This window comes from Bradyrhizobium arachidis, from assembly GCF_015291705.1.
GTDB classification, from domain to species: Bacteria; Pseudomonadota; Alphaproteobacteria; order Rhizobiales; family Xanthobacteraceae; genus Bradyrhizobium; species Bradyrhizobium arachidis.
Window position 1 is genome coordinate 9,650,619 of record NZ_CP030050.1, and the last position, 24,373, is coordinate 9,674,991.

A 24,373-nucleotide genomic window follows, 5' to 3' on the forward strand; every position below is an offset into this window, starting at 1 on the left:
CTGCAACCGGTTTACAGCCCGACCTTCTTCCATCCCGCATCGACGGCGGCGAAGACCGGAGGCTCGCCGGGATACAACGTCTGGGCACCCTGCCGGGTCCGCGCTGCAAACGCCTTCATCGTCATGTGCGGCGCCGGCCCGAAACCGGTCAGCGCAAGGTACCACACCTGCCCGATCCTGGCCCAACTGTTTCCGCCGAGCGTGGTGCAGGCCGTGTAGAAGGCGAGGTTCGGCGGGCCGCTGGAATAATGCGGATCCATGCCGGGCGTGATTTGCGAATATTTGGTCGGCTGCGGCGCGAGGCAATGCTTGGCGGCGGGATTGGCCATGTCGCGCAGGCAGCCAAAACCCTTCTTCTTGGCGGCCGGCCCCATGATGTCCTTGCCGATCAGCCAGTCGGCCTTCTTGACGTCCTGCTTGGCCTCCCACTGCCGGAACATCGAGCCGAAGCAGTCGGAGATGCTCTCATTGAGGCCGCCGGCATCGCCGCTATAGGCGAGCTGCAGACTGTGCTGGGTCACGCCATGGGTGAGCTCATGGCCGATGACGTCGTTGCCCCTGGTGAAGTCGACGAAGATACTGCCATCGCCGTCGCCATAGATCATCTGCGACCCGTTCCACATCGCGTTGTTGTAGTTCTCGCCGAAATGGACCGACGACATCATGGTCATGCCGTGATCGTCGATCGAATTGCGGTTGAAGACCTGCTGGTAGAATTTCGCGACCTTTGATGTCTGGTTGAAGGTGCGCTTGACCGACCCGTCGGAGGACGTCTTCGGCTTCGACACCGGCGTGCCCGGGAGCGTCTGCGTGTGCTTGCAGTCGTAGACCGTGACGGCCGGCACTGTAGCCAGCGTCACGAGGCCGGCAGAACGCGCCGCCGCAACGCTGGTCAATCGCGCGGCCTGATTGCGCAATTCGCGCAGTTCATGGCTGATCTGGACCGTGTCGACCAACTGCTTGCGCAGCGGGGCCGACAGCTTCTTGTCCTGGGAAAGCCTGGTGAGAACGTCGTTCGGGATGATGCAACATGTGCAGGGCATTGAGGATCTCCATTGCACTTTCCGAATATAGATGGATGAAACAATCTCGAGATCATTCCTGCCGGCGAGCGGCATGCACTGGCGCCAGCCTGGCGTCACGCATGCGGGATTATCGCAGGCGGCGAAGCCGTTGCGTGTGAGATCGCGCACACTTCCGGGTTGCGTGATGTCCGGTCGGGCTGGCCGGTGAATGAAGGTCGCGCGTGGTGCGCGAGCGGCCCGTCAGCTTTAGCGCTCGGGGCTGGCGCGCTCGAACTGGCGGAGCAGCTTGTTGCCACGCTCGACCGCGGAATCGAGCGCCGATTGCGCGCTCTTCTGGCCGGCGAAGGCCTGCTCCAGCTCGTCCTCGATCGCGCCGCGGATCAGCACGAAGGAGCCGAGCCTGATGCCCTTCGAGTTCTCCGTCGGCGGATGCAGCGTGATCTCCTCGAACGAGATCGCCGAGCCCGGATTGCGCTCGTAAAAACCTTGCGCGCGCGTCAGCTCGTAGGCGGCGCGGGTGATCGGCAAATAGCCGGTGTTCTGGTGCCAGGCGGCCTGCACGCCGGGCTGCGACAGATAGGCGAAGAACCGCGCCACGCCCTTGTATTCCTGGCGCGGCCGGTCGCGCAGCACCCACAGCGTGGCGCCGCCGATGATCGAGTTCTGCGGCGCGTCCTTCACGTCGGGCCAGTATGGCATCAGGCCGTAGCCGATCTCGAATTTCGAATTCGCCTTGATGTCGGCGCGCGTCGCCGAGGAGCCGATGAAGATGCCGCACTCGCCCTTCTGGAAGCGCGGCTCGGCCGCCTGCCCGCGGCCGCTATAGTCGAACGCCTTGGTCTGCTGCCATTCGGCGAGCTGGGCGACGTGCTTGACGACAACGGGATTGTTGATGGTGAGCGCCGCATCGAGGCCGGCAAAGCCGTTGGTGCGGGTCGCCAGCGGCAGATTGTGGAAGGCGGAAAGATTCTCGACATGGATCCAGGACGGCCAGGACGTGGTGAACCCGCACACCGCGCCGCGCTCGCGCAGGCGCTTTGCGGCGGCACCGAGCTCGGGCCAGGTTCTTGGCGGCGTCTCCGGATCGAGGCCGGCGTCGCGGAACATGGTCTTGTTGTAGTAGAGGATCGGTGTCGAGGAATTGAACGGGAAGGACAGCAGGTTGCCGCTCGCGTCGGTGTAGTAGCCGGAGACCGCGGGCAGGTAATCGTTCAGCGAGAACGGCTCGCCCTGGTCCCGCATCAGGCTGAACACCGGATAGATCGCGCCCTTGGCGGCCGTCATGGTGGCGGTGGCGACCTCGTTGACCTGGACGATCGCGGGCTGGCTGCGCGAGCGGAAAGCGAAGATCGCCGCCGTCACCGTCTCGGTGTAATTGCCCTTGTAGGTCGGGACGATGCGGTAATCGGATTGCGAGGCGTTGAAGTCGGCGGCGAGCTTTTCGAGCTGCTTGCCGAGCTCGCCCGACATCGCGTGCCACCAGGCGATGTCGGTTGCCGCTTGTGCCCGTGGCGTGAATGCGAGGACCGCAGCGGCGGCAACGACCTGCAAAAGGCGCAATGCTGAAGTCACCATGGCTCTTCCCGTGCCCGCACGACCAAAGCGGCAGCCTTTGCTTAAGGCCCGGCATTGGCGGTTTCAACCGCCAATGCGCTTCGACCGCGCCGCACAATCGGCAGCGGTTCCGCCGGGATGGCCTTCCCTTAACCATCTGCTAGATTGCATTGAACCTTTTGCTCCTGCCATAGACTCCATCTCTGAGGGGTTGAGTGTGCCAGTGCTAAACCGTGCCGAACTCTCGCGGACCGGGGTGATCTTCGTTGCGCTTCTGCTCGCCATCTGTGCGACGGACGCCGCGGCGCGCGAATTCCGCGCCGCCGACACCCAGACCGAAGACTATCCGACCGTCCAGGCGCTGCGCTACATGGGCGCCCTGATCAGCGAACGCACGGGCGGCCGGCACGAGATCAAGGTATTCCACTCCCGCCAGCTCGGAGAGGAAAAAGAGACCATCGAGCAGACCCGGGCCGGCGCGATCGACCTCAACCGGACCAATGTGGCGCTGATCGGCAATTTCGTTCCGGCCATGAACGTGCTCGCCATGCCGTTCTTGTTCCGGTCCATCGAGCACATGCAGAAGGTGCTGGACGGACCGATCGGCAACGAGATCCTCGGCAGCTTCGAGCCTTACGGCTTCGTCGGGCTCGCGTTCTACGATTCCGGGGCGCGGTCGATCTACAACGGCGACCGTCCGGTGACGAGCATTGCGGATCTCAAAGGCCTGAGGATCCGGGTGCAGCAATCGGAGTTGATGAGCGACATGATCCGCTCGCTCGGCGCCGTGCCGGTCGAGCTTCCCTACGGGCAGGTGCTCACCGGGCTTGCGACGCATCTGATCGACGGGGCGGAAAACAACTGGCCATCCTTCGTGACGACGGACCATTACAAATATGCGGGCCATTACACGCTGACCGAGCACACGATGAGCCCGGAGGTGCTGGTGATCTCGCTCAAGGCCTGGCGGAGCCTCTCGGTGGACGATCAGAAGATCTTCCGCGAGGCGGCGCTTCGCTCCAGCCGCTTCATGCGCGAGAAGTGGCGCGACCTCGAGGAACAGTCGCAACGCAAGGCGGAAGCCGCCGGCATCACCGTCGTCAAGGACATCGACCGCAAGCCGTTAGAGGACGCGATGGCGCCGATCTACGCCAAGGCCGCGCGCGATCCCGCCGCGGCCGCGCTGATCGAACGCATTCGCAAGGTGGAGTGAGCCGCGTTGGCCGCGCTTGGACACAGCGATCATCCAGACCGGGCCCCCGGCCCGATCGGGCGGCTGCGCGCGCGTCTCGTCGGCCTGCTCCGGGCGGTGCCGATCCGCTGGCGCATCCTGTCGATCGCGGCCCTGAACTCCGCCGTGGTGGTGGTGCTGGTCGGGATGATCTGGAACGGCGCGCAGGTGCTGGGCTCGGCCTGGGGCGACGTCCGCCAGGTGCGCGAGTCCGACCGCATCCTGGCGCTGCTCGAGAGCGAGACCGGGCGGCTGCAGAACCTGATCCACCGCTACATCAACCAGCCGAGCCCGGACCTGTTCGCCGAGATCCTGCTGCTGCGCGAGGCGGTGCTGGGCACGCTGACCAATCGCGCCGCCAAGGACCCGATGCTGTCCGGCTCGGTCGAAGAGCTCGAGCGCACCACCGACCGCTTCCTCAACGGCTTTGGCGAGCTGCGCAGCGTGCAGGCCACCATTGCCAAAACCTATGAGGAGCAGGTGCAGGGCCCGGCCAAGGACATGGCCGGCCTCTATTCCATCATCGAAGGCGCCACCGGCCATCGCGACGCGCTGATCTGGCCCTCGCTCGGCAAGTCCCGCGAGGCCTTCACCGCGATGCTGGTCGCCGCCAATTCCTACTATCTGTCGCAGTCGTCAGGCGCCGCCGACGACGCGCGCCACAACACCGAGACGATCGAGAAGACCATCCCGGTCATGCTCGATCTCGCCGACAACGACCTGCAGAAGATGGCGCTTGAAAAGCTCGCGACCCGCACCACGGCGCTGCGCGAGGGCTTTGCAAAGCTGTCCGAGCAGCTCGCGAGCCGCACCGAGCTGCTCCGCAACACGATCGACGCCAGCCAGGCCGAGGCGATCGGCGCCATCGACGATCTCTCGACCAAGATGCGCCAGCGCGAGCAGAAGGCGCAGGAGACCTTCGACCGCACGCTGGCCGACATCTCCCGCCGCGTGCTGTCGATCGCGGTGATCTTCCTCGGCATCATCCTCACCGCCGGCGTGCTGATCGCGCTGTCGATCCGCCTGCCGCTGCAGCAGATCATGGCGGCGATGCGCGCCATCACGCTCGGCGATCTCGATCGCGAGGTGCAGGGCACCAAGGCGCGCGACGAGGTCGGCGCCATGGCGCGCGCGGTGGAGGTATTCCGCGAGAACGCGATCGCCAAGCGCCAGACCGAGGACGAGCTGCGCGCCTCCAAGGAGAAAGCCGAGAGCGCGCTGCTCGAGCTCAACGCTGCGCAGCAGAACCTGATCGACGCCGAGCGGCTCGCAGCCCTCGGCGGCCTCGTCGCCGGCGTCGCGCACGAGGTCAACAACCCGATCGGCATCAGCCTGACGGTGGCCTCGAGCTTTGCCCGGCGCACCGAGATCTTCGAGGCCCAGCTCAAGGGCGAGGGCGGTCTGCGCCGCTCGCAGCTCGACGAATTCGTGCAGTCCTCGCGCGATGCCTCGCAGCAGCTGGTCGCCAACCTCACCCGCGCCGGCGAGCTGATCCAGTCGTTCAAGCAGGTGGCGGTCGACCGCTCCCATGCCGAGCGGCGGCAGTTCTCACTCAGCGAAGCAACCGAGCAGATCATCGCCAGCCTGAGGCCGGTGCTGAAGCGCTCGCCGATCACGCTCAAGGTCGACGTGCCCGAGGGGCTGCTGCTCGACGGCTATCCCGGCTCCTACGGCCAGATCCTGACCAATCTCTTCCTCAACGCCGCCAACCATGCCTTCGCCGACGGGCGCGCCGGCACCATCACGATCTCGGCGCGGCCGCGCGGGACCGAGGACATCGAGATCATCTTCACCGATGACGGGGCGGGCATGACCCCCGACGTGCAGCGCCAGGCCTTTGACCCATTCTTTACCACCCGGCGCAACGAAGGTGGCACGGGACTCGGCCTTCATATCGTCTATAACCTGGTGACCCAGCAGCTTGGCGGACGCATGATGCTGGAATCCAAGCTGGGACAAGGCACTACTTTTCGGATTATCATGCCGCGGGTCGCCAAGGGCGGCGCGCAAAGCACAGAGACTGACGGGACTTCTCAATGGCCGAACAGGACGATGTCCTCCACCTGATCGACGACACCGGTACCGCGCCGGAGGACCAGAACGCACGGAGATGGAAGATCGCCGTCATCGACGACGATCCGGCCGTGCACGACGGCACCCGCTTCGCGCTGTCCGACTACAGCCTCAACGGCCAGAGCCTGGAGATCCTCTCGGCGCATTCCGCGGCCGAAGGCCGCAAGCTGATGGCCGAGCACGGCGACATCGCCGCGGTGCTGCTCGACGTCATCATGGAGACCGACGTCGCCGGCCTCGAGCTGGTCGAGTTCATCCGCAACGAGCTCAAGAACGAGACCGTGCGCATCATCCTGCGCACCGGCCAGCCCGGCCAGGCGCCGGAGCGGCGCGTGATCGTGCAGTACGACATCAACGACTACAAGGCCAAGACCGAGCTCACCGCCGACAAGCTGTTCACCTCGCTGACCGCGGCGCTGCGCTCCTATCAGCAGCTCGAGCGCATGGTGCAGACGCGGCGCGGGCTCGAGATCATCATCGACGCGGCCTCGACGCTGTACGACTTCAAGTCGATGCAGCGGCTCGCCGAGGGCGTGCTGACCCAGCTCGCCTCGCTGCTCAATGTCGACTGCGCCGGTATACTGGTGCTGCGCGACAATGGCGGCGTCGATCCCGAGCTCTCGGTGCTTGCGGGGAGCGGCTGCTACAGCCGCTTCATCGGCACCACCTCGTCGCGGGCGCTCGACCCTGACTTGCGCGAGCTCGTGGAAGCCGCGTTCCAGCGCCGCAAGAACGAGTTCGCCGACCATCGCAGCGTGATCTATCTGCGCACCGGATCTGGCCGCGAGGTGGTGGTGCTGCTGCAGGCCGAGCGCGAATTGTCCGAGACCGACCGCTCGCTGGTCGAGATCTTCTCCAGCCGGCTCTCGATCGCCTTCGACAACGTGATCCTCTACCAGCAGCTCCAGGACGCCAACACGCAGCTGGAGGACCGCGTCGCCCAGCGCACCCGCGCCCTGATGCAGGCCAACCGCCGCCTCTCGGCGCAATGGCTGCGGCTGCAGCGCGCCAACGGCTTCAAGAACGAGATTCTGGGCACCGTCGCGCATGATCTGAAGAACCCGCTCGGCGTCATCCTCGGCCGTACCGAGATGCTGAAGGAGCTGATCTCGACCGGTGCGTCGGCCAGCGGCGTCGTCTCCCAAGTCGATCACATCCGCGACGCCACCAAGCGGCTGACCACGATGGTCGACCATCTGATCTCGGACGCGATGGCCGATGCCTTCGACATCACCATCCGCCGCGAGCCGGTCGACGTCGCAGCATTGGTGAAGGAGGTCGCCGACGCCAACCAGCCGCTCGCGGTCAACAAGCAGCAGATGATCAGCGTTACCGCGCCGTCCAACATCGTCACCATGTGCGACACCGACCGCATCCGCGAGGCGATCGACAACCTCATCAGCAACGCGATCAAGTATTCGCCGATCGGCGGCAAGATCGGCGTCGCGGTCACTCATGAGGGCAGCGACACCATCATCCGGGTCAACGACGAAGGCGCCGGCCTGTCGCCGGAAGATCTCGGCCGCCTGTTCGGCCGGTTCCAGCGGCTGTCCGCCAAGCCGACCGCGGGCGAGAGCTCGACGGGGCTTGGGCTTTCCATCGTCAAGCGTATTATCGACATGCATGGCGGCGAGGTGACGGCCGAGAGCGAGGGCCCCGGCAAGGGCGCGACCTTCACCATCACCCTGCCCGCGACCGAGATGCCGTGATTTGAGTACCGAGATCCAAGATCCTGGATTCTGAAGTGACATGACCCAAAGCCAGCACATCATGATCGTCGACGACGAGGCCCCGGCCCGGGAGATGGTCGGCGATTACCTCAAGATGCACGGCTTCACCGTGACGCTGTGCGATGGCGGCAAGTCGCTGCGCGCCGCGATCCAGGGCAGCATGCCCGATCTCGTCGTGCTCGACCTCAACATGCCGGAGGAAGACGGCCTCTCGATCATCCGCGACCTCAAGAGCCGCATCAACGTGCCGGTCATCATGCTCACCGCGACGGCGAGCCCGATCGACCGCGTCGTCGGCCTCGAGCTCGGCGCCGACGACTATGTCGCAAAGCCCTGCGAGCTGCGCGAGCTGATGGCGCGCATCCGTTCGGTGCTGCGCCGGAGCACGCCGGTGAAGGCGGCGGCGGCGGAAGCCGCGGCGGCGAAATCCGACAAGGACCAGCTGGTGCGCTTCGGCACCAAATGGCTCGATCTCGAAGCGCAGGCCCTGCGCGACGACGAGGGCAACGAGCATCCGCTGACCGCGTCCGAGTTCGGACTGTTGAAAGTGTTCGCGGCCAATCCGAAGCGCGTGCTGTCGCGCGAGCGCCTGCTCGAGCTTGCCAATGCGCGCGACGCCGAAGCCTTCGACCGCGCGGTCGACCTGCGCATCATGCGCATCCGCCGCAAGATCGAGCCCGACCCGACCAAGCCCGCCGTGATCCGCACCATCCGCGGCGGCGGCTATCTGTTCTCGCCCGCGGGCGAGAAGGCGTAAGCAGGCTCACACTCCGCTGTCGTCCCCGACAAGCGTAGCGCAGCGAAGCGCTGATCCGGGATCCATAACCACAGGCCGTGGTTATGACGCGGAGCTCGTAACTCCGAGTCTTCGCCAAACCCCTCGCTATGGTTATGGGTCCCGGGCTCGCTTCGCGCCCCGGGACGACACCTCGTAGGTGCCGCGCGACCGAACGCAAGAGCCGCAAATTCGTTCCTAACGGCACAAGGCGCCGCCAAATCGTCACCCCCGTATTTTCCGTACATTGAAAATCCACGATTTTTTGCCTCGAATGTTTCGTCGTGCCCTTTTCGACGAAACAATTTGGCGGCGCACGAAACCATTTTCCGCTTTTCGTGCAGACGTCCCGAAACGTTGGCTGATTAACACTTTGGTCCAAGGAAACGCCGCTCGGTTGCGGCGCACCGGGGAGCTAAGTCAATGCCGAACGTCATCGCCATCAACGCCCAGGCCAGCCAGAGCATCATTGCCGCTCAAGCGACCTCGGACGATATGCTTCTGGAGAGCATTGCCGACGGCAACCGGACGTCCATGCACATCCTTTATTGCCGACACAATGTGCGGGTCTATCGCTTCATCCTGCGCATCGTGCGCGATGCCACCACAGCGGAAGACCTCGTCAGCCAGGTGTTCTTGGACGTGTGGCGGACTGCCGGCCAATTCCAGGGTCGCTCGCAGGTCTCGACCTGGCTGCTCTCGATCGCACGCTTCAAGGCGCTGACCGCGATGCGCCAGCGGCGCTTCGAGGACATCGACCAGGAGGACGTGCGCCAGATCCCTGACGACACCGACACGCCGGAGACCTCGCTCGACCGCAGCGACACCAGCGCCATCCTGCGCGCCTGCGTCGCAAAACTGTCGCCCGCGCATCGCGAGATCATCAACCTCGTCTACTACCACGAGAAGTCGGTGGAGGAGGTCGGGCAGATCATCGGCATCCCCCAGAGCACGGTGAAGACCCGCATGTTCTACGCCCGCAAGCAGCTGGCCGATTTGCTTAAGGGCGCCGGCGTCGATCGTTTCGCCGCGTAAATCCAAGGAATTCAACGGGATAGGACCGAAACCCAGGCCCTGTCCCCGGACACGGAAGTGTTACCGCCGACGAAACAATTGAAACGAAGCACAACATCAGGCGGAAAAACTTCCCTCCTATAAAGCTCACATACGGTTTTCGTTAAACCTCCCAAGGACCTCCAGCGACCCGGACGATGCCCCCGTCCGGGTCGTTTTCTGTTTGGGCCTGAGGCGCTGCCGCGGACCTCCCGCCTCTCCCGCTGGGTTAGGTGGGTACCGCTCTCTCATTCCCTCCCCCCTTGCGGGGGAGGGGCAGGGAGAGGGGTGCCCCACGGGGACTCCAACGATTCGTGCCCGCGGCACGATCGCAGGCCGATAGACCATTTCCTGGGCCACCCCTTTCCCCGCCCTCCCCCGCAAGGGGGGAGGGAGCGCACCGTCGCTGCGGCTGGCGGGGTGCCCCGCATCGCCGCCTGCGAGCCAGACTGGAAACAACCGCCCCGTCACGAACGTGTGACACAGCGTAACGACTGGCTCATCGCGCCCGAACTGCCCTCGTGACCTCCATCACGAGGGCTCCATGCTCGAACTGCTCTTCGCTCTCCTCGCCGGCATCCTCACCATCGCCGCGCCGTGCACCCTGCCGATGCTGCCGATCCTGCTTGGCGCCTCGATCGGGCGCGCGGGGCATCTGCGGCCAGCGATGATCGCGCTCGGCTTCGTCGTCTCGTTCTCCGCCGTCGCGCTGCTGCTCGGCGCGCTCACGCGGGCATTCGATTTCGATCCGAATGTGCTGCGCGAGGCCGCTGCGATTCTGCTGCTCGGTTTCGGCCTGCTGATGTTGTGGCCGGCGCCGTTCGAATGGCTGTCGATCCGGCTCAATGGCTGGCTCGACCTTGGCGCTGCGAGCGCCACGCAGCGCGAGGGCGCGCTTGGCGGGCTCGTCCTCGGCACCACGCTGGGCCTGGTTTGGACGCCCTGCGCAGGGCCCGTGCTCGGCTCGATCCTGACGCTGGTTGCGACCTCGAAGAATCTGGCCTGGGCCGGCACGCTGCTGGTCGCCTATGCGATTGGCGCGGCGATCCCGATGCTGGCGATCGCCTATGGCGGACAGGCCGCGACCACGCGGGTGCGCAGCCTCGCGCGGATCTCGCCGCGGCTGCAGCAGGGCTTTGGCGTCGTCGTGATCGGCTTCGCGGTCGCCGCCTACTTCCAATACGACACGCTGATCGTGGCGTGGCTCACCGGCTTCTATCCCACCGGCCAGATCGGCCTGTGATCATCCCAACGGAGAACACGTCCATGACTGTCAAACTGCTCGCCGTTTCCGCCGCCCTGGTCGGCATGGCCGTCACCGGCGCCGTCATCCCCGGCATCTGCGACGAGGCCGCGCGCGCAACGCCTGTCGTCGCCGCCGCGGCAACGCCGGTCCAGGTGGCGGCCGCGAGCCAACAGGCCGCGCCTGACTTCACCGGCATCAACACCTGGTTCAACTCGAAACCGCTTGGCATCGCCGACCTGCGCGGCAAGGTCGTGCTGGTCGACTTCTGGACCTATGGCTGCGTCAACTGCGTCAACACGCTGCCGCACGTCACCGATCTCTATGCCAAATACAAGGACAAGGGTCTCGTCGTGGTCGGCGTGCACACGCCGGAATTCCCGTTCGAGCGCTCCGCCTCCAACGTCCAGGCCGCGCTGAAGCGCCACGGCATCACCTATCCGGTGGCGCAGGACAATGACTCCAAGACCTGGAACGCCTATCGCAACCAGTATTGGCCGGCGCAATACATCATCGACCAGAGCGGCAAGATCGTGTTCCAGCATGAGGGCGAAGGCGCCTACGACCAGATCGACCGCACCGTCGCCGGGCTGCTGAACGTCAACAGCTGATACCGCATCAGCGGCTTTCGGTTGCAGCTTGACTCCACGGACCCGTCCGTGGAGTTTCGCGGGCGACGGAATCAGCCGCCCGCAATGGCCGACGCGACCACCAGCACCGACATCCGCCTTCGTGAAGGCTCCTCGATCGCGCAGCGGCTGGTCATGGCCGGCTCTGCCGCCGCCGTCGCGCTGTGCTTCACGCCGGGCCTGTTCACGCACGATCCCCTGGAAATCATCATCTCCGTGGTCGCGCTGCTCGTGGGAACAGGGTTCGTCATCGGCATCATGATGGCGCCGGCGGTGGTGTGGATCATCACACCGAACGAGATTTTGATCGGGCGGCAGCGTCCGTTCGGAAAGCTCCAGACGCGGGTCGTCGGGAAGGACGACATCAGCGGACTGCAAGTTCCCGGCAGCAAGCGGGTGAAAGCCCGCTTTCAGCTCGTCTTTACGCTCGCTTCGGGCGAGCGCCTTACCTCCCCGCCGATCTCCGACGTCACGCATGTGCACGACACCGTGGCGCGGATCGCCACGCAGTTCGAGGTCCCCAATGTCGAGGCACCTCGCAATCCACTCGATGCCAGCAATCCCGAGATGCTTCTTGGCGAGCCGCTCGAGCCGTTTTCCGCGCGAGACATCCGCATCGTCGCGCTGATCGCCGTCGCACTGTCCGCCGTGCCCTACGCCTACAAGCTCTGGCGCGGGTGGCCGCCCAGCCATGTCGACATCCTGCTGCTGCCGCTCGGTGCGCTCGCGGCGTTCGCCGTGTACCGCTACGCCAATCTCGTGACCGGCGCGTTCTGGATCATCCGCGAGAGCGATATCCGCGTCGAACGCTTGTGGGGCGACGGTACGCCGCGCGTGGACCATATCGAGGGGCGCGACGTGAAGACGATCAGCGTGGACCGTCGCGGCCGCTCGGAGGACGAGCACTGCATCGTCACGATCCGCCTGCGCTCGGGACGACGGTTTCGCAGCCCGCGCATCGGCTCGCGGATCGAGGCCCGCGCCGTCGGGGCCGAGATCGTGCGGCGGCTGGGGATCGCGGCGGAGAGCAATAAGATCTGACTCGATGCATCTTGATGCAGGTGGTCTGGCCCCGGGCTCAGCCTCTCCCGCTTGCGGGAGAGGCCGACGTGCTCGAAGAGCACGGCGGGTGAGGGTTCTCTCCTCTGGGGGAGTGTCCCATCGCGGAGGTACCCTCTCCCCGACCCTCCCCAGCAAGCGGGGGAGGGAGTGCACCGCCTTCGCCGCGACAAATACGGCTTTTCGCGCCATCCCCTGTTTGTGGCATTGCCCGGGGCCCGTCAAAAAACCATAGGTATTCTCGTGACATACCTGCCGGGCGCGCCATCAACTTGCCATGAACTTGCCCCTGAGATTTGATGGTTCCGAATGATTTGCGCTGTGGCAGCGGGGAGAGCTTCACATGACCGATTTTCGTCGCCTGACCGGGACGTTCTTGGCTGCGATGGGACTGTTCCTGTCCGCGCCGCAGGCCTTCGCCCAGCAGCCGGACCGCGGCGACGAGCCGGGCCTGGTCGCCGATGACAGCTATCAGCTCGATCCGGAATGGCAGAAGCAGGTGGTCTATTTCCGCACCACCGAGGCACCCGGCACCATCATCGTCTCGACCGCCGAACGGCACCTCTATCTGGTTCAGCCCGGCGGGCGCGCGATCCGCTACGGCATCGGCGTCGGCCGCGATGGTTTCCAGTGGCAGGGCTTGGTGACCATCACCAACAAGAAGGAATGGCCGGACTGGACGCCGCCGCCGGAGATGATCCAGCGCCAGCCCTATCTGCCGCGCTTCATGGCCGGCGGCCCAGGCAATCCGCTCGGGGCGCGCGCCATGTATCTCGGCACCACCGTCTACCGCATCCACGGCACCAATCGCCCCGACACGATCGGGACCAAGGTGTCCTCGGGCTGCTTCCGTCTCGTCAACAACGACGTCGCCGATCTCTACGATCGCGTCCCTGTCGGCACCAAGGTCGTCATCCGGCAGAAGCCTGAACTCTAAGGCTACCGTCAGGGCATGATCTCCCCGATCATGCCCTGCGCCCTCCCCCAAGATTCCTTTTCCCGATTTTTCGAGAGAGCAACATGATGCGCACATTTCGAGGCGGCCTGCTGATCGGGCTCGCGGTCGCCGTGCTGGTCGCCGTTCTGGCCATCGTCTACGAGTTCTACGACACCCGCACCCTGAAGCGCACGGTGCGCCGTGGCGAGGTGCTGTGCGGCGTCAACAAGGGCCTGCCGGGCTTCTCGATCCCCGACGACAAGGGCAACTGGACCGGCTTCGACGTCGATTTCTGCCGCGCCGTGGCGGCTGCGATCTTCAACGACCCGAGCAAGGCCAAGTTCGTGCCGCTCGACGCCAGCGAGCGCTTCAAGGAATTGCAGAGCCGGAAGGTCGACATCCTCTCGCGCAACTCGACCTGGAGCATGGCGCGCGAGCTCGACTACGACCTCTATTTCCCGGCGGTCGCCTATTACGACGGCGCAGGCTTCATGTTGCCGCGCTCGCGCAACAAGGAGACCGCGCTGGACCTGACCGGGAGCAAGGTCTGCGTGCAGACCGGCACCACCACCGCCCTCAACGTCGCCGACTACTTCCGTGCCAACAACATGAAGTATGAAGAGGTGAAGTTCGACAAGCTGGACGACGTGGTGAAGGGCTACGACACCGGCAAGTGCGACACGCTCTCGGCCGACGTCTCCCAGCTCTATGCGCTCAGGCTGAACCTGTCGAAGCCCGGCGACCACATGATCCTGCCGGACATGATCTCCAAGGAGCCGCTCGCCCCCGTCGTGCGCCAGCGCGACGACGACTGGATGATGATCGTGAAGTGGACGCTCTACGCCATGATCAACGCCGAGGAGCTCGGCGTGTCCTCCGAGAACATCGACGAGGCGCTGAAGTCGAAGAAGCCCGAGGTGATGCGCCTCGTCGGCACCGAAGGCAATTACGGCGAGCAGCTCGGCCTCACCAAGGACTGGGTGGTCCGCATCATCCGCAACGTCGGCAATTACGGCGAGATGTACGAGCGCAACATCGGCGAGAAGTCGAAGCTGAAGATCCCGCGTGGCATGAATCAGCTGTGGAACGCGGGTGGCGTGCAGTACGCGCCGCCGATGCGGTGAGCGGGCTCTATCCGCCGTCATTGCGTTGACGGTGTTGCCAAAGCGTACGCTGCGTTCCCTCCCCCCTTGTGGGGGAGGGTTAGGGAGAGGGGTGCCACACGGCACACTCTATCCCTTCGTCCTCCACGTGAGCTGACAGACCTTTTCCTGGGCTACCCCTCTCCCCCGCCCTCCCCCGCAAGGGGGGAGGGAGCGCAGAGTACCTTGTCGCACGCGCCTCGCCTCAATACCCCCGCGCCCGCGCGAGCTGCTCGGTGTGGTAGTTCGCGTCGCCGAACAACTCCTCGCACACCCGTGCGCGCTTCATGAAGAAGCCGATGTCGAACTGGTCGGTCATGCCCATGCCGCCATGCATCTGCACGCCCTCCTGCACCGCGCGGGTCGCGGTGGTGCCGGCGCGCGCTTTTGCGACGGCCACGGCTGAGGCGGCCTTGGCGACATCTGCATCCAGCGCCTGTAGCGCCTTCATCGTGGCGGCGCGGGTGATTTCGATGTCGACATAGAGTTCGGCGGCGCGGTGTTGCAACGCCTGGAATTCGCCGATCAGCTTGCCGAACTGCTTTCTGTTCTTGAGGTACTCGACGGTGCGGCCAAAGACTTCGTCGCTCAAGCCCACCATTTCGGCTGCGACCGCGCCGCGGCCGATATCGAGCACGCCGTCGAGCAGGCCAGCGCCCTGATCGACCTCGCCGAGCACGCTGTCGGCATTGACCTCGACATTGGAGAACTCGATTCGCGCGGCGTTGTGCGAATCCACCATGATGGTGCGCTCGATCGAGATGCCCTTGGCCTTCGGGTTCACCAGGAACAGCGTCAGGCCGTCGCGCTCGCCGGCGGAGCCAGAGGTGCGCGCGGCGACGATCAGGAGATCGGCGACGTGGCCGTCGACCACCAGCGCCTTGGCGCCGGAAAGCTTGAAACCATTGCCGGCGCGCACGGCCTGCAAGCTCGTCTGGAGCGGGCGGTGCTTTGCCCCCTCGTCGATCGCGAGCGTCGCAAGCAGCGAGCCGTTCGCGATCTTCGGCAAATAGTCCGACTTCTGCGCGGCATTGCCGCCGCGGTTCAGCGCCGAGGCCGCGACCACGCTGGTGGCGAGGAAGGGCGACGGCATCAAGGTGCGGCCGATCTCCTCCATGACGATTCCGGCCTCCATGACGCCGAGGCCGCTGCCGCCGAACTCTTCAGGCACCAGGAGGCCGGCAAAGCCCATCTCGGCGAAGGAGTGCCACAGCTCCTTGGAGAAGCCGGTGGGGTCCTTGGAGTCGCGCAGGGATCGCAGATGCGACACCGGCGCCTTGTCGCTGATCAGCCCGCGCGCGGAGTCGCGGAGCATCGATTGTTCTTCGGTGAGGACGAGGGCCATGGTGTTCAGTCTCTAACGTCTGGCGGAATGCATATTTGTCGAAGTCATTCCGGGGCGATGCGCAGCATCGAACCCGGAATCTCGAGGTTCCGGGTTCGTCGCTTCGCGACGCCCCGGAACGACGGAAAGCCTCACGCCCCCGGCAAATCGAGGATGCGCTTGGCGACGATGCCGAGCATGACCTCGCTCGTGCCGCCCTCGATCGAGTTGGCCTTGGTGCGCAGCCATGCGCGCGGCCGGGCGCCTTGCTTGGAGCGCTCGCTCTCCCACTCCAGCGCATCGACGCCGCCGGCCGACATCAGGATCTCGTAGCGGCGCTTGTTGAGCTCGGTGCCGTAATATTTCATCGCCGAGGAGAACGCCGGATGCGCCTGCCCGGCCTTGGCGAGATCGACCGCGCGCTCGGCGCAAGCGGCGAGCGCGGCTTCATCGACGTCGAACGTCGCAATCTGCCCGCGCAGCATCGCATCGTCGAGCTTGCCTTGCGCATCCGAGCCGACGGAGTCGGCCGCGATCTGGCCGAGCGGACGGCCAACGCCGCGCTCGCCCATCCCGGAGATCATCGCACGCTCGTGCTGCAGCAGATATTTCGCGACGTCCCAGCCGCGATTGATCGTGCCGACCACATGCGACTTCGGCACGCGAACGCCGTCGAAGAAAGTTTCGCAGAACGGCGAATAGCCGGAGATCAAGAGGATCGGCTTGGTCGTCACGCCCTTCGAGGTCATGTCGAACAGGATGAAGCTGATGCCGTCGTGCTTCTTGGCCGCGGGATCGGTGCGGACGAGGCAGAAGATCCAGTCGGCGTAATTGGCGTAGGAGGTCCAGATCTTCGAACCCGTGATGACGAAATCGTCGCCGTCGCTCTCGGCGCGGGTCTGGAGCGAGGCGAGATCGGAGCCGGCGTTCGGCTCGGAATAGCCCTGGCACCAGCGGATCTCGCCCGCCGCGATCTTCGGCAGATGCTCCTGCTTCTGCGCGTCGTTGCCGTATTTCAGGAGCGCCGGCCCGAGCATCCAGATGCCGAAGCTCGACAGCGGCGGGCGCGCGCCCATCTTGGCCATCTCGGCGCGCAGCACCTTGTGCTCGGCGGCGCTGAGGCCGCCGCCGCCATATTGCTTCGGCCAATCCGGCACGGTCCAGCCCTTGTCGCGCATGCGCTCGAACCAGATGCGCTGTGGCTCGGACGAGAACTTTGCGTTGCGCCCGCCCCAGAACACGTCGGTGTCCGACGTCACGGGCTTGCGCATCTCCGGCGGGCAGTTCGCGTCCAGCCAGGCGCGCGTCTCGGTGCGGAATTTCTCGAGATCGGCGTTGTCAGTGTCGCTCATGGTCGTTTCCATCAATCAAAATCGACTTGTTGGCGGCGACTCTGGGCCATCGCACTGCGGAATTCAACCACTTCCGCAGCCGCATTCCGCTATAGTCGCGGCCACGGCGGTGCTTGAAAACAAAGAGGAAACGAGAATGCGCCTGAAACTTCTTTCGCCTGGCGAAATGAACGAGAGCCAGCGGCAGACCTATGACGAGTCGATTGCCGGTAAGCGCGGCAGGCCGCCGGCGCCGATGATGGCCTGGCTCAACAGTCCCGACATGGCCCGTCACGCCACAAGGCTCGGCGAGGTGCTGCGCTACGACACGATCTTCCCGGCCAAGCTTTCGGAGATCGCCATCCTGGTGACGGCGCGGCACTGGACCGCGCATTACGAATGGTATGCGCATAAGCGCCTCGCGCTCGCGGGCGGCATGGATCCTGATATCATCGACGCGATCCGCGACCGCCGCACGCCCGAGTTCGACGATCCCAAGGGCAAGATGATCTACGATCTCGCAAAGTCGCTGCATGAGGGCCACGGCGTCGAGAAGGGTCTCTATGATGCGGCGGTGAAGCTGCTCAGCGAACGCGGCGTGGTCGAGGTGATCGGGCTGTGCGGCTATTACACGATGGTGTCGATGACGCTGAACACGTTTGAATTTGGCCTGCCCGAGGGCGAGGTGTCGGAGCTGTCGTAGTTTCGCATCCGGAAACGCAGGGTTTCGGGATGAGCCGGTAGCGCCGTCCCAAAGCCCGGCCTATGTGGAGTTCAGAAACGGAGCAGCCACATGTCGCAAACAACCGCCGTCGCCGCCGGCACCAGGATCGGCCACGTCCACCTCAAGGTCGCCGATCTCGATCGCGCGCTTGGCTTCTACTGCGGCGTGCTCGGATTCGAGCTGATGCAGCACATGGGCTCCGGCGCGGCCTTCATCTCGGCGGGCGGCTATCATCACCACATCGGGCTCAACACCTGGGAAAGCAAGGGCGGCTCGCCGCCGCCGCCCGGCACCACCGGGTTGTTTCACACCGCGATCCTCTATCCGACCCGGCCAGCGCTGGCGGATGCGCTGCATCGGGTGGTGACGGCGGGCATCGCGCTGGACGGGGCGAGCGACCATGGCGTCAGCGAGGCGCTGTATTTGCGCGACCCCGACCAGAATGGCGTGGAGCTGTATTGGGACAAGCCGCGAGAGCAATGGCCGTTCGGGCCGGATGGAAAGCTTGCGATGTTCACGAAGCGACTGGATGTGGAGGACCTCTTGAGGCAACGCGAGGCATGATGCCGTAAGGGCACGATCTCGTAGGGTGGGCAAAGCGAAGCGTGCCCACCAATCTCGCGATATAGATACAGGTGGTGGGCACGGCGCTTCGCGCCTTTGCCCACCCTACGGGAGCTTCGCTTGTGGCGCGCGCCGCACCATGATCAGCGCTGCGGCGACCATCTCCAGCGCAATGCAGAGATAGAACGGCAGCGAATAGCCGCCGGACCAATCGCGCAAGGCCCCGACGATTCCGGGCCCAAACGCATACGTCACCTGGTTGATCGCGGTGTTCAGGCTGATCAACACGCCGAACGAGGCGGGGTCGAACTCCTGCTGCACGATCAGGGACGGCAGCGTGATGAGGTTGCCGACCGAGAAGCCGAACACCGCGCAGGCCGCGATCAGCGCGTAGTCGTTGTGGAGGTTGATGACGACGACAAGCGCCGCGGCCTGGCTGAGGAACGAGATCGCCGACGCCAGCCGCTGGTTGAGGCGGTCGATCACCAGCGAGAACAGCACGCGGCCGACCACGGCCATCGCGGTCAGCACCGCGACGGCAACCGCGGCGCGCTCGCGGCCGATGACGGGATCGAGGAACGAGATCAGGTGCACGATGAAGCCGACCTGCGCGAACAGCACCAGCGCGAACGCAATGGTCACCGTGAGGAAGCCGAGATCGCGCAGCGCCCAGGCGCGGATCTCTGTCGACGATTGCGGCTTCGCTTTCGCTGTCGCCTGCCAGCCGTGAAGATCGGGCGGACGGCCTACAAGAATGAGGATCACCGGCACCAGCAGCACCAGCATGGCGCCGGCGGCGGCATACATCGCGCTGGCAAAGCCGATATGGCCGATCAACATCACCAGCAAGGGCACCCCGACGATGCCGCCGAAGCTCGCGCCATTGAGCGCAAGACTGATCGCCATGCCGCGCTTCTGGTCGAACCAGAGACTGATCGTGTTGGTGATCATGGCGAGACTCGTGCCGGCCCAGCCAAAGGCAAGCACGGCATCGGCGAGATAAAGCTGCCAGGGCTCGCGCACCGCGCCGATCGCAACCGCAGCGGCCGCCATCGCCAGCGTCCCGGCGATCAGGCAGAGCCGCGGGCCATATTTTCGGACGGCCTCGCCGACGAAGACGACCAGCAGCGCGCCGAACAGATAGAAGAACGTGGTGCCGGACGAGATCAGCGAGGCCGGCCAGCCCCGCGCGCGCTGCAGCTCGGCGACATAGACGCTCTGGCCGTAGAAGCCGAGCCCCCAACCGAAGGTCGCGAGCAGGAAGCAGACGGCGACAATGCGCCAGCCTTCGTAGCGGAGTGAGGATTCGTCGATGGGTGGCTGTTGAGGATTATCGAGCATCGCCGCTTACTCCGTCATGTCCGGGCATAGCCATCTGAAGGACGGCGTCGCTTCCGCTCGCCTATGCCCGGGCATCCACGTTCTTTCCTCAGCGTCCTAAGACGTGGATGGCCGGGACAAGCCCGGCCATGACGACATTTAGTAACCTACTCCCGAAAATCACTTCGACCTGGATCGAAGTATCGATGCTGCTGACAATCTCCCGCCAACTTGTTGCGCATGATCTAGTCGGAAAACCGCTGCGCACTTTTCCGGATCATGTGTCACACCGCGTCCGGGAACTCGCCCATCGCCGTCTCCAGCCGCGCCTTGCGGCGGCGCGCCCAGGAGACCAGTGAGAGCACGGCAAGGCCCAGCACCACCGGCGGGAACACGACCATGTTCACCGCGGACCAGCCGAAATTGGCAAGCAGCTGGCCCGAAGAGAACGAGCCGATCGCCATCATGCCGAACACGAGGAAATCGTTGAAGGCCTGCACCTTGTTGCGCTCCTGCGGGCGGTGCGTCTCCAGCACCAGCGCGGAGGCGCCGATGAAGGAGAAATTCCAGCCCACGCCGAGCACGATCAGCGTCGCCCAGAAGTGCATCGCGGTGAGACCGGAGAGGCCGATGCCGGCGGCGCCCGCTTCCAGCAGCAGACCGGCAGCGACGATTCTGGGAGCACCGAAGCGGGCGATCAGCGCGCCGGTGAAGAAGCTCGGGCCGTACATGGCGACGATGTGCCATTGAATGCCGAAATTGGAATCGGAGACGGACAGGCCGCACATCTTCATGGCGAGCGGCGCCGAGGTCATCACCAGATTCATCACGGGATAGGAGATGACGCCGCACAGCGCGGCGGCGATGAAGCGCGGCTGCGTCACGATCTCGAGCAGCGGCCGGCCGCCGTGCAGATCGGCCGGCGCGGGCTTGGGCATATCGACGCCGGCGACGATGCCCATCGCGACCAGTGCGACGGCGGCCTGCACCAGGAAGCTGAAGGCGAACAGATAAGGCGACCAGACATCCATGGTCCATTGCACGAGCTGCGGACCGAGCACGCCGGCGAACACGCCGCCGGCCATCACCCACGACACGGCCTTGGGCCGATACGCGGCACTGGCGCCGTCGGCGGCGGCGAAGCGATAGGATTGCGCCACTGCGCCATAGAGGCCGCCGAGGAAGGTCGCGAGGCAGAACAGCGCGAACGAGCCGTGCAGGATGGCGAAGCAGCCGAGCAGGCCCGTCAGCGCGCCAAGGCCGGTGCCGACGACGAAGGCGGCGCGGCGGCCGAAGCGGCGCGAGATCGCGCCGGTCGGCAGCGTGCCGGCGGCGAGGCCCACCACATACATCGAGATCGGCACGGTCGCGAACGACATGTCGGGCGCGAGCGTGGCGCCGACGATCGCACCGGTGGCGAAGATCACCGCGGAGTTGGCGCCGGTCAGCGCCTGCGCCGCCGCAAGGCGCACCACATTGGCACGCACGCGCGAATCGTCGGCGATCTCGTTGGCTGAAGTCACGTCTAGCATCGGCATTTCCGCCCCAAGGGGCTCTCGAGGAGCGCGTTGATTCCGGGCACTATGGAGGGGCGCGGGAGGGCGGGCAACCGGCGCAAACGGGCGCGGGCCATGCCTCTGACGCAATCAGGCCGATGATACCGGAGCGCGGCCTTGACGGCTTGCGCTCAATCAAATCCTATCCGCCGCGATTTTTCGGAGTTTCGTTCATGTCCGTCGACGACAGGCCCACGCTCAGCGCTCCCGACGACGATCCCTGGCTGTGGCTGGAGGAGATCGAAGGCAAGCAGCCGCTTGATTTCGTCGAGCGGCAGAATCAGCTGACGCTCGCCGCCTTCGGCGGCGCGGCGTTCGAACGCGACCGCGACATCCTCGCCGCGATCTATGATCGTCCCGACAACATCCCCTATGTCAGCCGCCGCGGCAGCGATCTGCACAATCTCTGGAAGGACGCCACCAACCCGCGCGGGCTGTGGCGGCGAACCACGCTGGCGGAGTTTCGCAAAGCGAGCCCTGCGTGGGAGACGATTCTGGATATCGACCAGCTCGCAGCGCACGAAGGCGAGGACTGGCTGCTCAGCCAGATCGCCACGATGCCGGGCAGTACGCGGGCGATCCTGAGCTTGTCGCGCGGCGGCAGCGATGCCGTCACCTTGCGCGAGTTCGACCTCGCCACGAAGAGTTTTGTCACGGACGGCTTTACGCTGCCGGAGGCCAAGGGCGGCGTCGACTGGCTCGATGCCGACACGCTGCTGCTGTCGAGCGCGCATGGCGAGGGCATGGCGACGAGCTCCGGCTATGCGCGGACAGTCCGGCTGTGGCGGCGCGGACAAGCGGTCGAGCAGGCGCAGGTGATCATCGAGACCGCCGCGGATCACATGATGATCTACGGCATGAGCGACGACACCGGAGCAGCACCGCGGGCCTGGATCATCGACCAGATCGACTTCTTCAATCACGCAATCTGGCTGCGCGATGCGGCCGGCACCCCGACGAAGCTCGATCTGCCGACCGGCATCTGGATGCAGGCGCATGGCGACTGGTTCGCGATCAAGCTGCGCAAGGACTGGACGGTCGAGGGCCGCAGCTATGCCACCGACACCGTGCTCGGCATCTCGCTCTCGGCTTTCCTCGCCGGCAGGCGCGATTTCGCGGTGCTGTTCGAGCCGGCGCCGCGGCGCGCGCTGCAAGGTCTGTTCTGGGCCGCGGGCAAGCTCGTGCTCTCGATCCTCGACGAGCTCCAGCCGCGCTTCGAGATCTGCACGCCGTCCGCTGGCGGCTGGAACCGCGAGACACTTGGCGGCTTGCCGCAGATCGGCGTCGTCGACATCTGGCCGCTCGATCGCCATCCCAGCGAGAGCAATGGCGATCTGCTCGCCAATGTGCAGGATCCGCTCACGCCGCCGTCGCTGCTGCTGCTCGAACGCGGCGTCGAAAGCCCGATGGTGCTGAAGCAGGCGCCGAAGACGTTCACCGCCGACGGTCTCATCGTGACCCAGCACGAGGCGATCTCGGTCGACGGCGAGCGCATTCCCTATGTGCAGACGGGTCCGACGACCGACACCGGCGATGCGCCGGTCTACATGAGCGCCTATGGCGGCTTCGGGCATTCCGTGAAGCCGTACTACAACGCTTCGCTCGGCAAGCTGTGGCTGGAGCGCGGCGGCACGACGGTGCAGGCGAACTTACGCGGCGGCGGCGAGTTCGGCACGCGCTGGCACGATGCCGGCCGCCTCGCCGGCAAGAAGCTCTCGCATGACGATTTCGCGACCGTGGCCGCCGATCTCGTCCGCCGCGGCGTGACGAGTGCAAAGCGCATCGCCGCGCAAGGCGGATCGAACGGCGGCATCCTCATCACCAACATGCTGGTGCGCTATCCCGAGCGCTTCGGCGCGTTGTTCTGCACCATCCCGCTGATCGACATGCGCCGCTACACAAAGCTGCTCGCGGGCGCGAGCTGGATCGCGGAGTATGGCGATCCCGACAAGGCGGAGGAGTGGGAGTGGCTGAAGACCTACTCCGCCTATCACAACGTCAAGGCCGGCCAATCCTATCCGCCGATCCTGATCGCCACCACGCGGCGCGACGACCGCGTCCATCCCGGCCACGCGCGCAAGATGGCGGCGAAGCTGCAGGCGATGGGCTATGAAGCCTGGTTCTACGAGCCGGCCGCCGGCGGCCACGGCTACGGCAAGGACAACAAGGAGCGCGCCGGGTTCGAGGTGATCGGCTTCCGGTTCTTGAAGGAGAAGATCGGGTGGCGGGATGAAAGCTAGCGTTGAAGCGCTGACGCCTCCCCATCGTCGTGGCCGGGCTTGACCCGGCCATCCACGCCTTGCCTTTGCCGCCTAAAGAACGTGGATGCCCGGGACAAGCCCGGGCATGACGACGTCCCGAGCTAGCCTCTAGAAAACACCAGCGTCAGATTGTTCGCGGGCATCTCGATGGTGTCGACCAAGCGAAGGCCCACGGCCGTTGCGAGCTTCTCGACATCGCCGACATCACGCACGCCCCATTCGGGATTGCCTTCGCGTAAAGACGTGTCGAACACGGCGTTGCTGAGCGCGGTGTGCTTGCCGTCGCGCTTGAAGGGGCCGTAGAGGAACAGCTTGCCGTCGGGGCGCAGGTAGCGGCCGGCGCCGGCGAACAGGCCCTCGGCCACGCTCCATGGCGCGATATGGATGACGTTGGCGCAGAACAAGGCGGCAAGGCTGGTCGGCGCCTGCCCGCTTCGCATCTCCGGGCACCAGTCGGGATCGGTGAGATCGATCCGCAGCGGCGAGCGGATGTTTTGCAGGCCCGAATGGACCCGCCAAGCCTCGATGCTCTTCAGATGCCGCTGGTTGAGATCACTCGGCCACCAGACGAGGTCCGGCGTCTGGCGGGCGAAATGGACCACGTGCTGGCCGGTTCCGCTGCCGACCTCGACAACGTTGCCGGTGAGACCAGCAAGATGCTGCTCCAGCGCCGCCCAGAGCGGCTCGTGATTGCGATGAAATGCCGGCGCATCGAGCCGCCCGTCCGGTTCGACCCGTCCGCCGTCCCTGCCAAATTCGACGACATAGTCAGCCAATTGAGGTCCCCTTGAAAAACGAGAACGAGATAAAAAACAGAACGAGCGCCCAAACGCCCCGAAAAC

The 24,373-nt window shown here is 65.3% G+C and carries 20 protein-coding genes; 13 read left to right on the forward strand and 7 right to left on the reverse strand.

Translation table 11 applies throughout. The features are described from left to right. Nucleotides 1-11: 11 nt before the first annotated feature. Together WN72_RS45560 and ugpB are read right to left on the reverse strand one after the other, a co-directional pair. Nucleotides 12-1,043, reverse strand: a complete 1,032-nt coding sequence (locus tag WN72_RS45560) for a M4 family metallopeptidase (protein ID WP_092212055.1) — start codon at nt 1,041-1,043, stop codon at nt 12-14. Nucleotides 1,044-1,271: 228 nt separating this feature from the next. Next, nucleotides 1,272-2,600, reverse strand: coding sequence for a sn-glycerol-3-phosphate ABC transporter substrate-binding protein UgpB (gene ugpB / locus WN72_RS45565; RefSeq protein WP_092212053.1), 1,329 nt, complete (start codon nt 2,598-2,600; stop codon nt 1,272-1,274). Between the two features lie 196 nt (nt 2,601-2,796). Here ugpB and WN72_RS45570 point away from each other — a divergent pair, with 196 nt between their 5' ends. From WN72_RS45570 to WN72_RS45615, 10 genes are all read left to right on the forward strand, one after another. Then, nucleotides 2,797-3,792 (forward strand): TRAP transporter substrate-binding protein, encoded by a 996-nt coding sequence (locus tag WN72_RS45570; RefSeq protein ID WP_027563179.1) that lies wholly within the window; start codon nt 2,797-2,799, stop codon nt 3,790-3,792. Nucleotides 3,793-3,798: 6 nt separating this feature from the next. Beyond that, nucleotides 3,799-5,877: a sensor histidine kinase gene (locus WN72_RS45575; RefSeq protein WP_231164168.1), complete on the forward strand. Its 2,079-nt coding sequence runs from the start codon at nt 3,799-3,801 to the stop codon at nt 5,875-5,877. Further along, on the forward strand, nt 5,847-7,592 hold the full coding sequence (locus tag WN72_RS45580) for an ATP-binding response regulator (RefSeq protein WP_092212051.1): 1,746 nt from the start codon (nt 5,847-5,849) through the stop codon (nt 7,590-7,592). Before WN72_RS45575 ends, WN72_RS45580 begins: the two co-directional genes overlap by 31 nt. Nucleotides 7,593-7,632: 40 nt before the next feature. Continuing rightward, entirely contained in the window at nt 7,633-8,370 is a 738-nt protein-coding gene (locus WN72_RS45585; RefSeq protein ID WP_027563182.1) for a response regulator, read from the forward strand. A gap of 441 nt (nt 8,371-8,811) precedes the next feature. Further along, nucleotides 8,812-9,423, forward strand: a complete 612-nt coding sequence (locus WN72_RS45590; RefSeq protein WP_027563183.1) for a sigma-70 family RNA polymerase sigma factor — start codon at nt 8,812-8,814, stop codon at nt 9,421-9,423. A gap of 562 nt (nt 9,424-9,985) precedes the next feature. Beyond that, nucleotides 9,986-10,684 carry a cytochrome c biogenesis CcdA family protein gene (locus WN72_RS45595; RefSeq protein WP_027563184.1) on the forward strand — a complete coding sequence of 233 codons (699 nt, stop codon included), beginning with the start codon at nt 9,986-9,988 and terminating at the stop codon, nt 10,682-10,684. A 23-nt stretch (nt 10,685-10,707) separates the two neighbouring features. Continuing rightward, nucleotides 10,708-11,295 (forward strand): thioredoxin family protein, encoded by a 588-nt coding sequence (locus WN72_RS45600; protein ID WP_027563185.1) that lies wholly within the window; start codon nt 10,708-10,710, stop codon nt 11,293-11,295. Nucleotides 11,296-11,379: 84 nt separating this feature from the next. Continuing rightward, nucleotides 11,380-12,354 carry a hypothetical protein gene (locus WN72_RS45605; protein WP_167380581.1) on the forward strand — a complete coding sequence of 325 codons (975 nt, stop codon included), beginning with the start codon at nt 11,380-11,382 and terminating at the stop codon, nt 12,352-12,354. 361 nt (nt 12,355-12,715) lie between these two features. Next, nucleotides 12,716-13,309, forward strand: a complete 594-nt coding sequence (locus WN72_RS45610; protein WP_092212047.1) for a L,D-transpeptidase family protein — start codon at nt 12,716-12,718, stop codon at nt 13,307-13,309. Between the two features lie 86 nt (nt 13,310-13,395). Then, nucleotides 13,396-14,433, forward strand: a complete 1,038-nt coding sequence (locus WN72_RS45615) for an amino acid ABC transporter substrate-binding protein (protein ID WP_027563188.1) — start codon at nt 13,396-13,398, stop codon at nt 14,431-14,433. A 223-nt stretch (nt 14,434-14,656) separates the two neighbouring features. On the opposite strand, the gene WN72_RS45620 is transcribed toward WN72_RS45615, so the two are convergent. Together WN72_RS45620 and WN72_RS45625 are read right to left on the reverse strand one after the other, a co-directional pair. Next, complete coding sequence (locus WN72_RS45620; protein WP_092212045.1) at nt 14,657-15,796, reverse strand: acyl-CoA dehydrogenase family protein; 1,140 nt, start codon at nt 15,794-15,796, stop codon at nt 14,657-14,659. Nucleotides 15,797-15,927: 131 nt separating this feature from the next. Further along, nucleotides 15,928-17,127: an acyl-CoA dehydrogenase family protein gene (locus WN72_RS45625; protein ID WP_167380580.1), complete on the reverse strand. Its 1,200-nt coding sequence runs from the start codon at nt 17,125-17,127 to the stop codon at nt 15,928-15,930. Nucleotides 17,128-17,263: 136 nt separating this feature from the next. On the opposite strand from WN72_RS45625, the gene WN72_RS45630 reads away from it, so the two are divergent. Further along, nucleotides 17,264-17,809 carry a carboxymuconolactone decarboxylase family protein gene (locus WN72_RS45630; RefSeq protein WP_092212041.1) on the forward strand — a complete coding sequence of 182 codons (546 nt, stop codon included), beginning with the start codon at nt 17,264-17,266 and terminating at the stop codon, nt 17,807-17,809. Nucleotides 17,810-17,899: 90 nt separating this feature from the next. After that, nucleotides 17,900-18,394, forward strand: a complete 495-nt coding sequence (locus WN72_RS45635; RefSeq protein WP_092212039.1) for a VOC family protein — start codon at nt 17,900-17,902, stop codon at nt 18,392-18,394. Nucleotides 18,395-18,499: 105 nt separating this feature from the next. On the opposite strand, the gene WN72_RS45640 is transcribed toward WN72_RS45635, so the two are convergent. Together WN72_RS45640 and WN72_RS45645 are read right to left on the reverse strand one after the other, a co-directional pair. After that, complete coding sequence (locus WN72_RS45640) at nt 18,500-19,735, reverse strand: MFS transporter (RefSeq protein ID WP_092212037.1); 1,236 nt, start codon at nt 19,733-19,735, stop codon at nt 18,500-18,502. Between the two features lie 263 nt (nt 19,736-19,998). Further along, entirely contained in the window at nt 19,999-21,246 is a 1,248-nt protein-coding gene (locus WN72_RS45645; protein WP_167380579.1) for an MFS transporter, read from the reverse strand. Nucleotides 21,247-21,443: 197 nt separating this feature from the next. Here WN72_RS45645 and WN72_RS45650 point away from each other — a divergent pair, with 197 nt between their 5' ends. Then, nucleotides 21,444-23,510 (forward strand): prolyl oligopeptidase family serine peptidase, encoded by a 2,067-nt coding sequence (locus tag WN72_RS45650; protein ID WP_167380578.1) that lies wholly within the window; start codon nt 21,444-21,446, stop codon nt 23,508-23,510. Between the two features lie 122 nt (nt 23,511-23,632). Here the strand turns inward: WN72_RS45650 and WN72_RS45655 are convergent, their stop codons facing one another. Further along, nucleotides 23,633-24,307 carry a DUF938 domain-containing protein gene (locus tag WN72_RS45655; protein ID WP_092212031.1) on the reverse strand — a complete coding sequence of 225 codons (675 nt, stop codon included), beginning with the start codon at nt 24,305-24,307 and terminating at the stop codon, nt 23,633-23,635. Nucleotides 24,308-24,373: the final 66 nt, after the last annotated feature.

Coding starts and splice junctions, on each gene's coding strand:
- WN72_RS45560 (WP_092212055.1), bottom strand. CDS start 1,043: ATGCCCTGCACATGTTGCATCATCCCGAACGACGTTCTCACCAGGCTT.
- ugpB (WP_092212053.1), bottom strand. CDS start 2,600: ATGGTGACTTCAGCATTGCGCCTTTTGCAGGTCGTTGCCGCCGCTGCG.
- WN72_RS45580 (WP_092212051.1), top strand. CDS start 5,847: ATGGCCGAACAGGACGATGTCCTCCACCTGATCGACGACACCGGTACC.
- WN72_RS45585 (WP_027563182.1), top strand. CDS start 7,633: ATGACCCAAAGCCAGCACATCATGATCGTCGACGACGAGGCCCCGGCC.
- WN72_RS45590 (WP_027563183.1), top strand. CDS start 8,812: ATGCCGAACGTCATCGCCATCAACGCCCAGGCCAGCCAGAGCATCATT.
- WN72_RS45595 (WP_027563184.1), top strand. CDS start 9,986: ATGCTCGAACTGCTCTTCGCTCTCCTCGCCGGCATCCTCACCATCGCC.
- WN72_RS45600 (WP_027563185.1), top strand. CDS start 10,708: ATGACTGTCAAACTGCTCGCCGTTTCCGCCGCCCTGGTCGGCATGGCC.
- WN72_RS45605 (WP_167380581.1), top strand. CDS start 11,380: ATGGCCGACGCGACCACCAGCACCGACATCCGCCTTCGTGAAGGCTCC.
- WN72_RS45610 (WP_092212047.1), top strand. CDS start 12,716: ATGACCGATTTTCGTCGCCTGACCGGGACGTTCTTGGCTGCGATGGGA.
- WN72_RS45615 (WP_027563188.1), top strand. CDS start 13,396: ATGCGCACATTTCGAGGCGGCCTGCTGATCGGGCTCGCGGTCGCCGTG.
- WN72_RS45620 (WP_092212045.1), bottom strand. CDS start 15,796: ATGGCCCTCGTCCTCACCGAAGAACAATCGATGCTCCGCGACTCCGCG.
- WN72_RS45625 (WP_167380580.1), bottom strand. CDS start 17,127: ATGAGCGACACTGACAACGCCGATCTCGAGAAATTCCGCACCGAGACG.
- WN72_RS45630 (WP_092212041.1), top strand. CDS start 17,264: ATGCGCCTGAAACTTCTTTCGCCTGGCGAAATGAACGAGAGCCAGCGG.
- WN72_RS45635 (WP_092212039.1), top strand. CDS start 17,900: ATGTCGCAAACAACCGCCGTCGCCGCCGGCACCAGGATCGGCCACGTC.
- WN72_RS45640 (WP_092212037.1), bottom strand. CDS start 19,735: ATGCTCGATAATCCTCAACAGCCACCCATCGACGAATCCTCACTCCGC.
- WN72_RS45645 (WP_167380579.1), bottom strand. CDS start 21,246: ATGCTAGACGTGACTTCAGCCAACGAGATCGCCGACGATTCGCGCGTG.
- WN72_RS45650 (WP_167380578.1), top strand. CDS start 21,444: ATGTCCGTCGACGACAGGCCCACGCTCAGCGCTCCCGACGACGATCCC.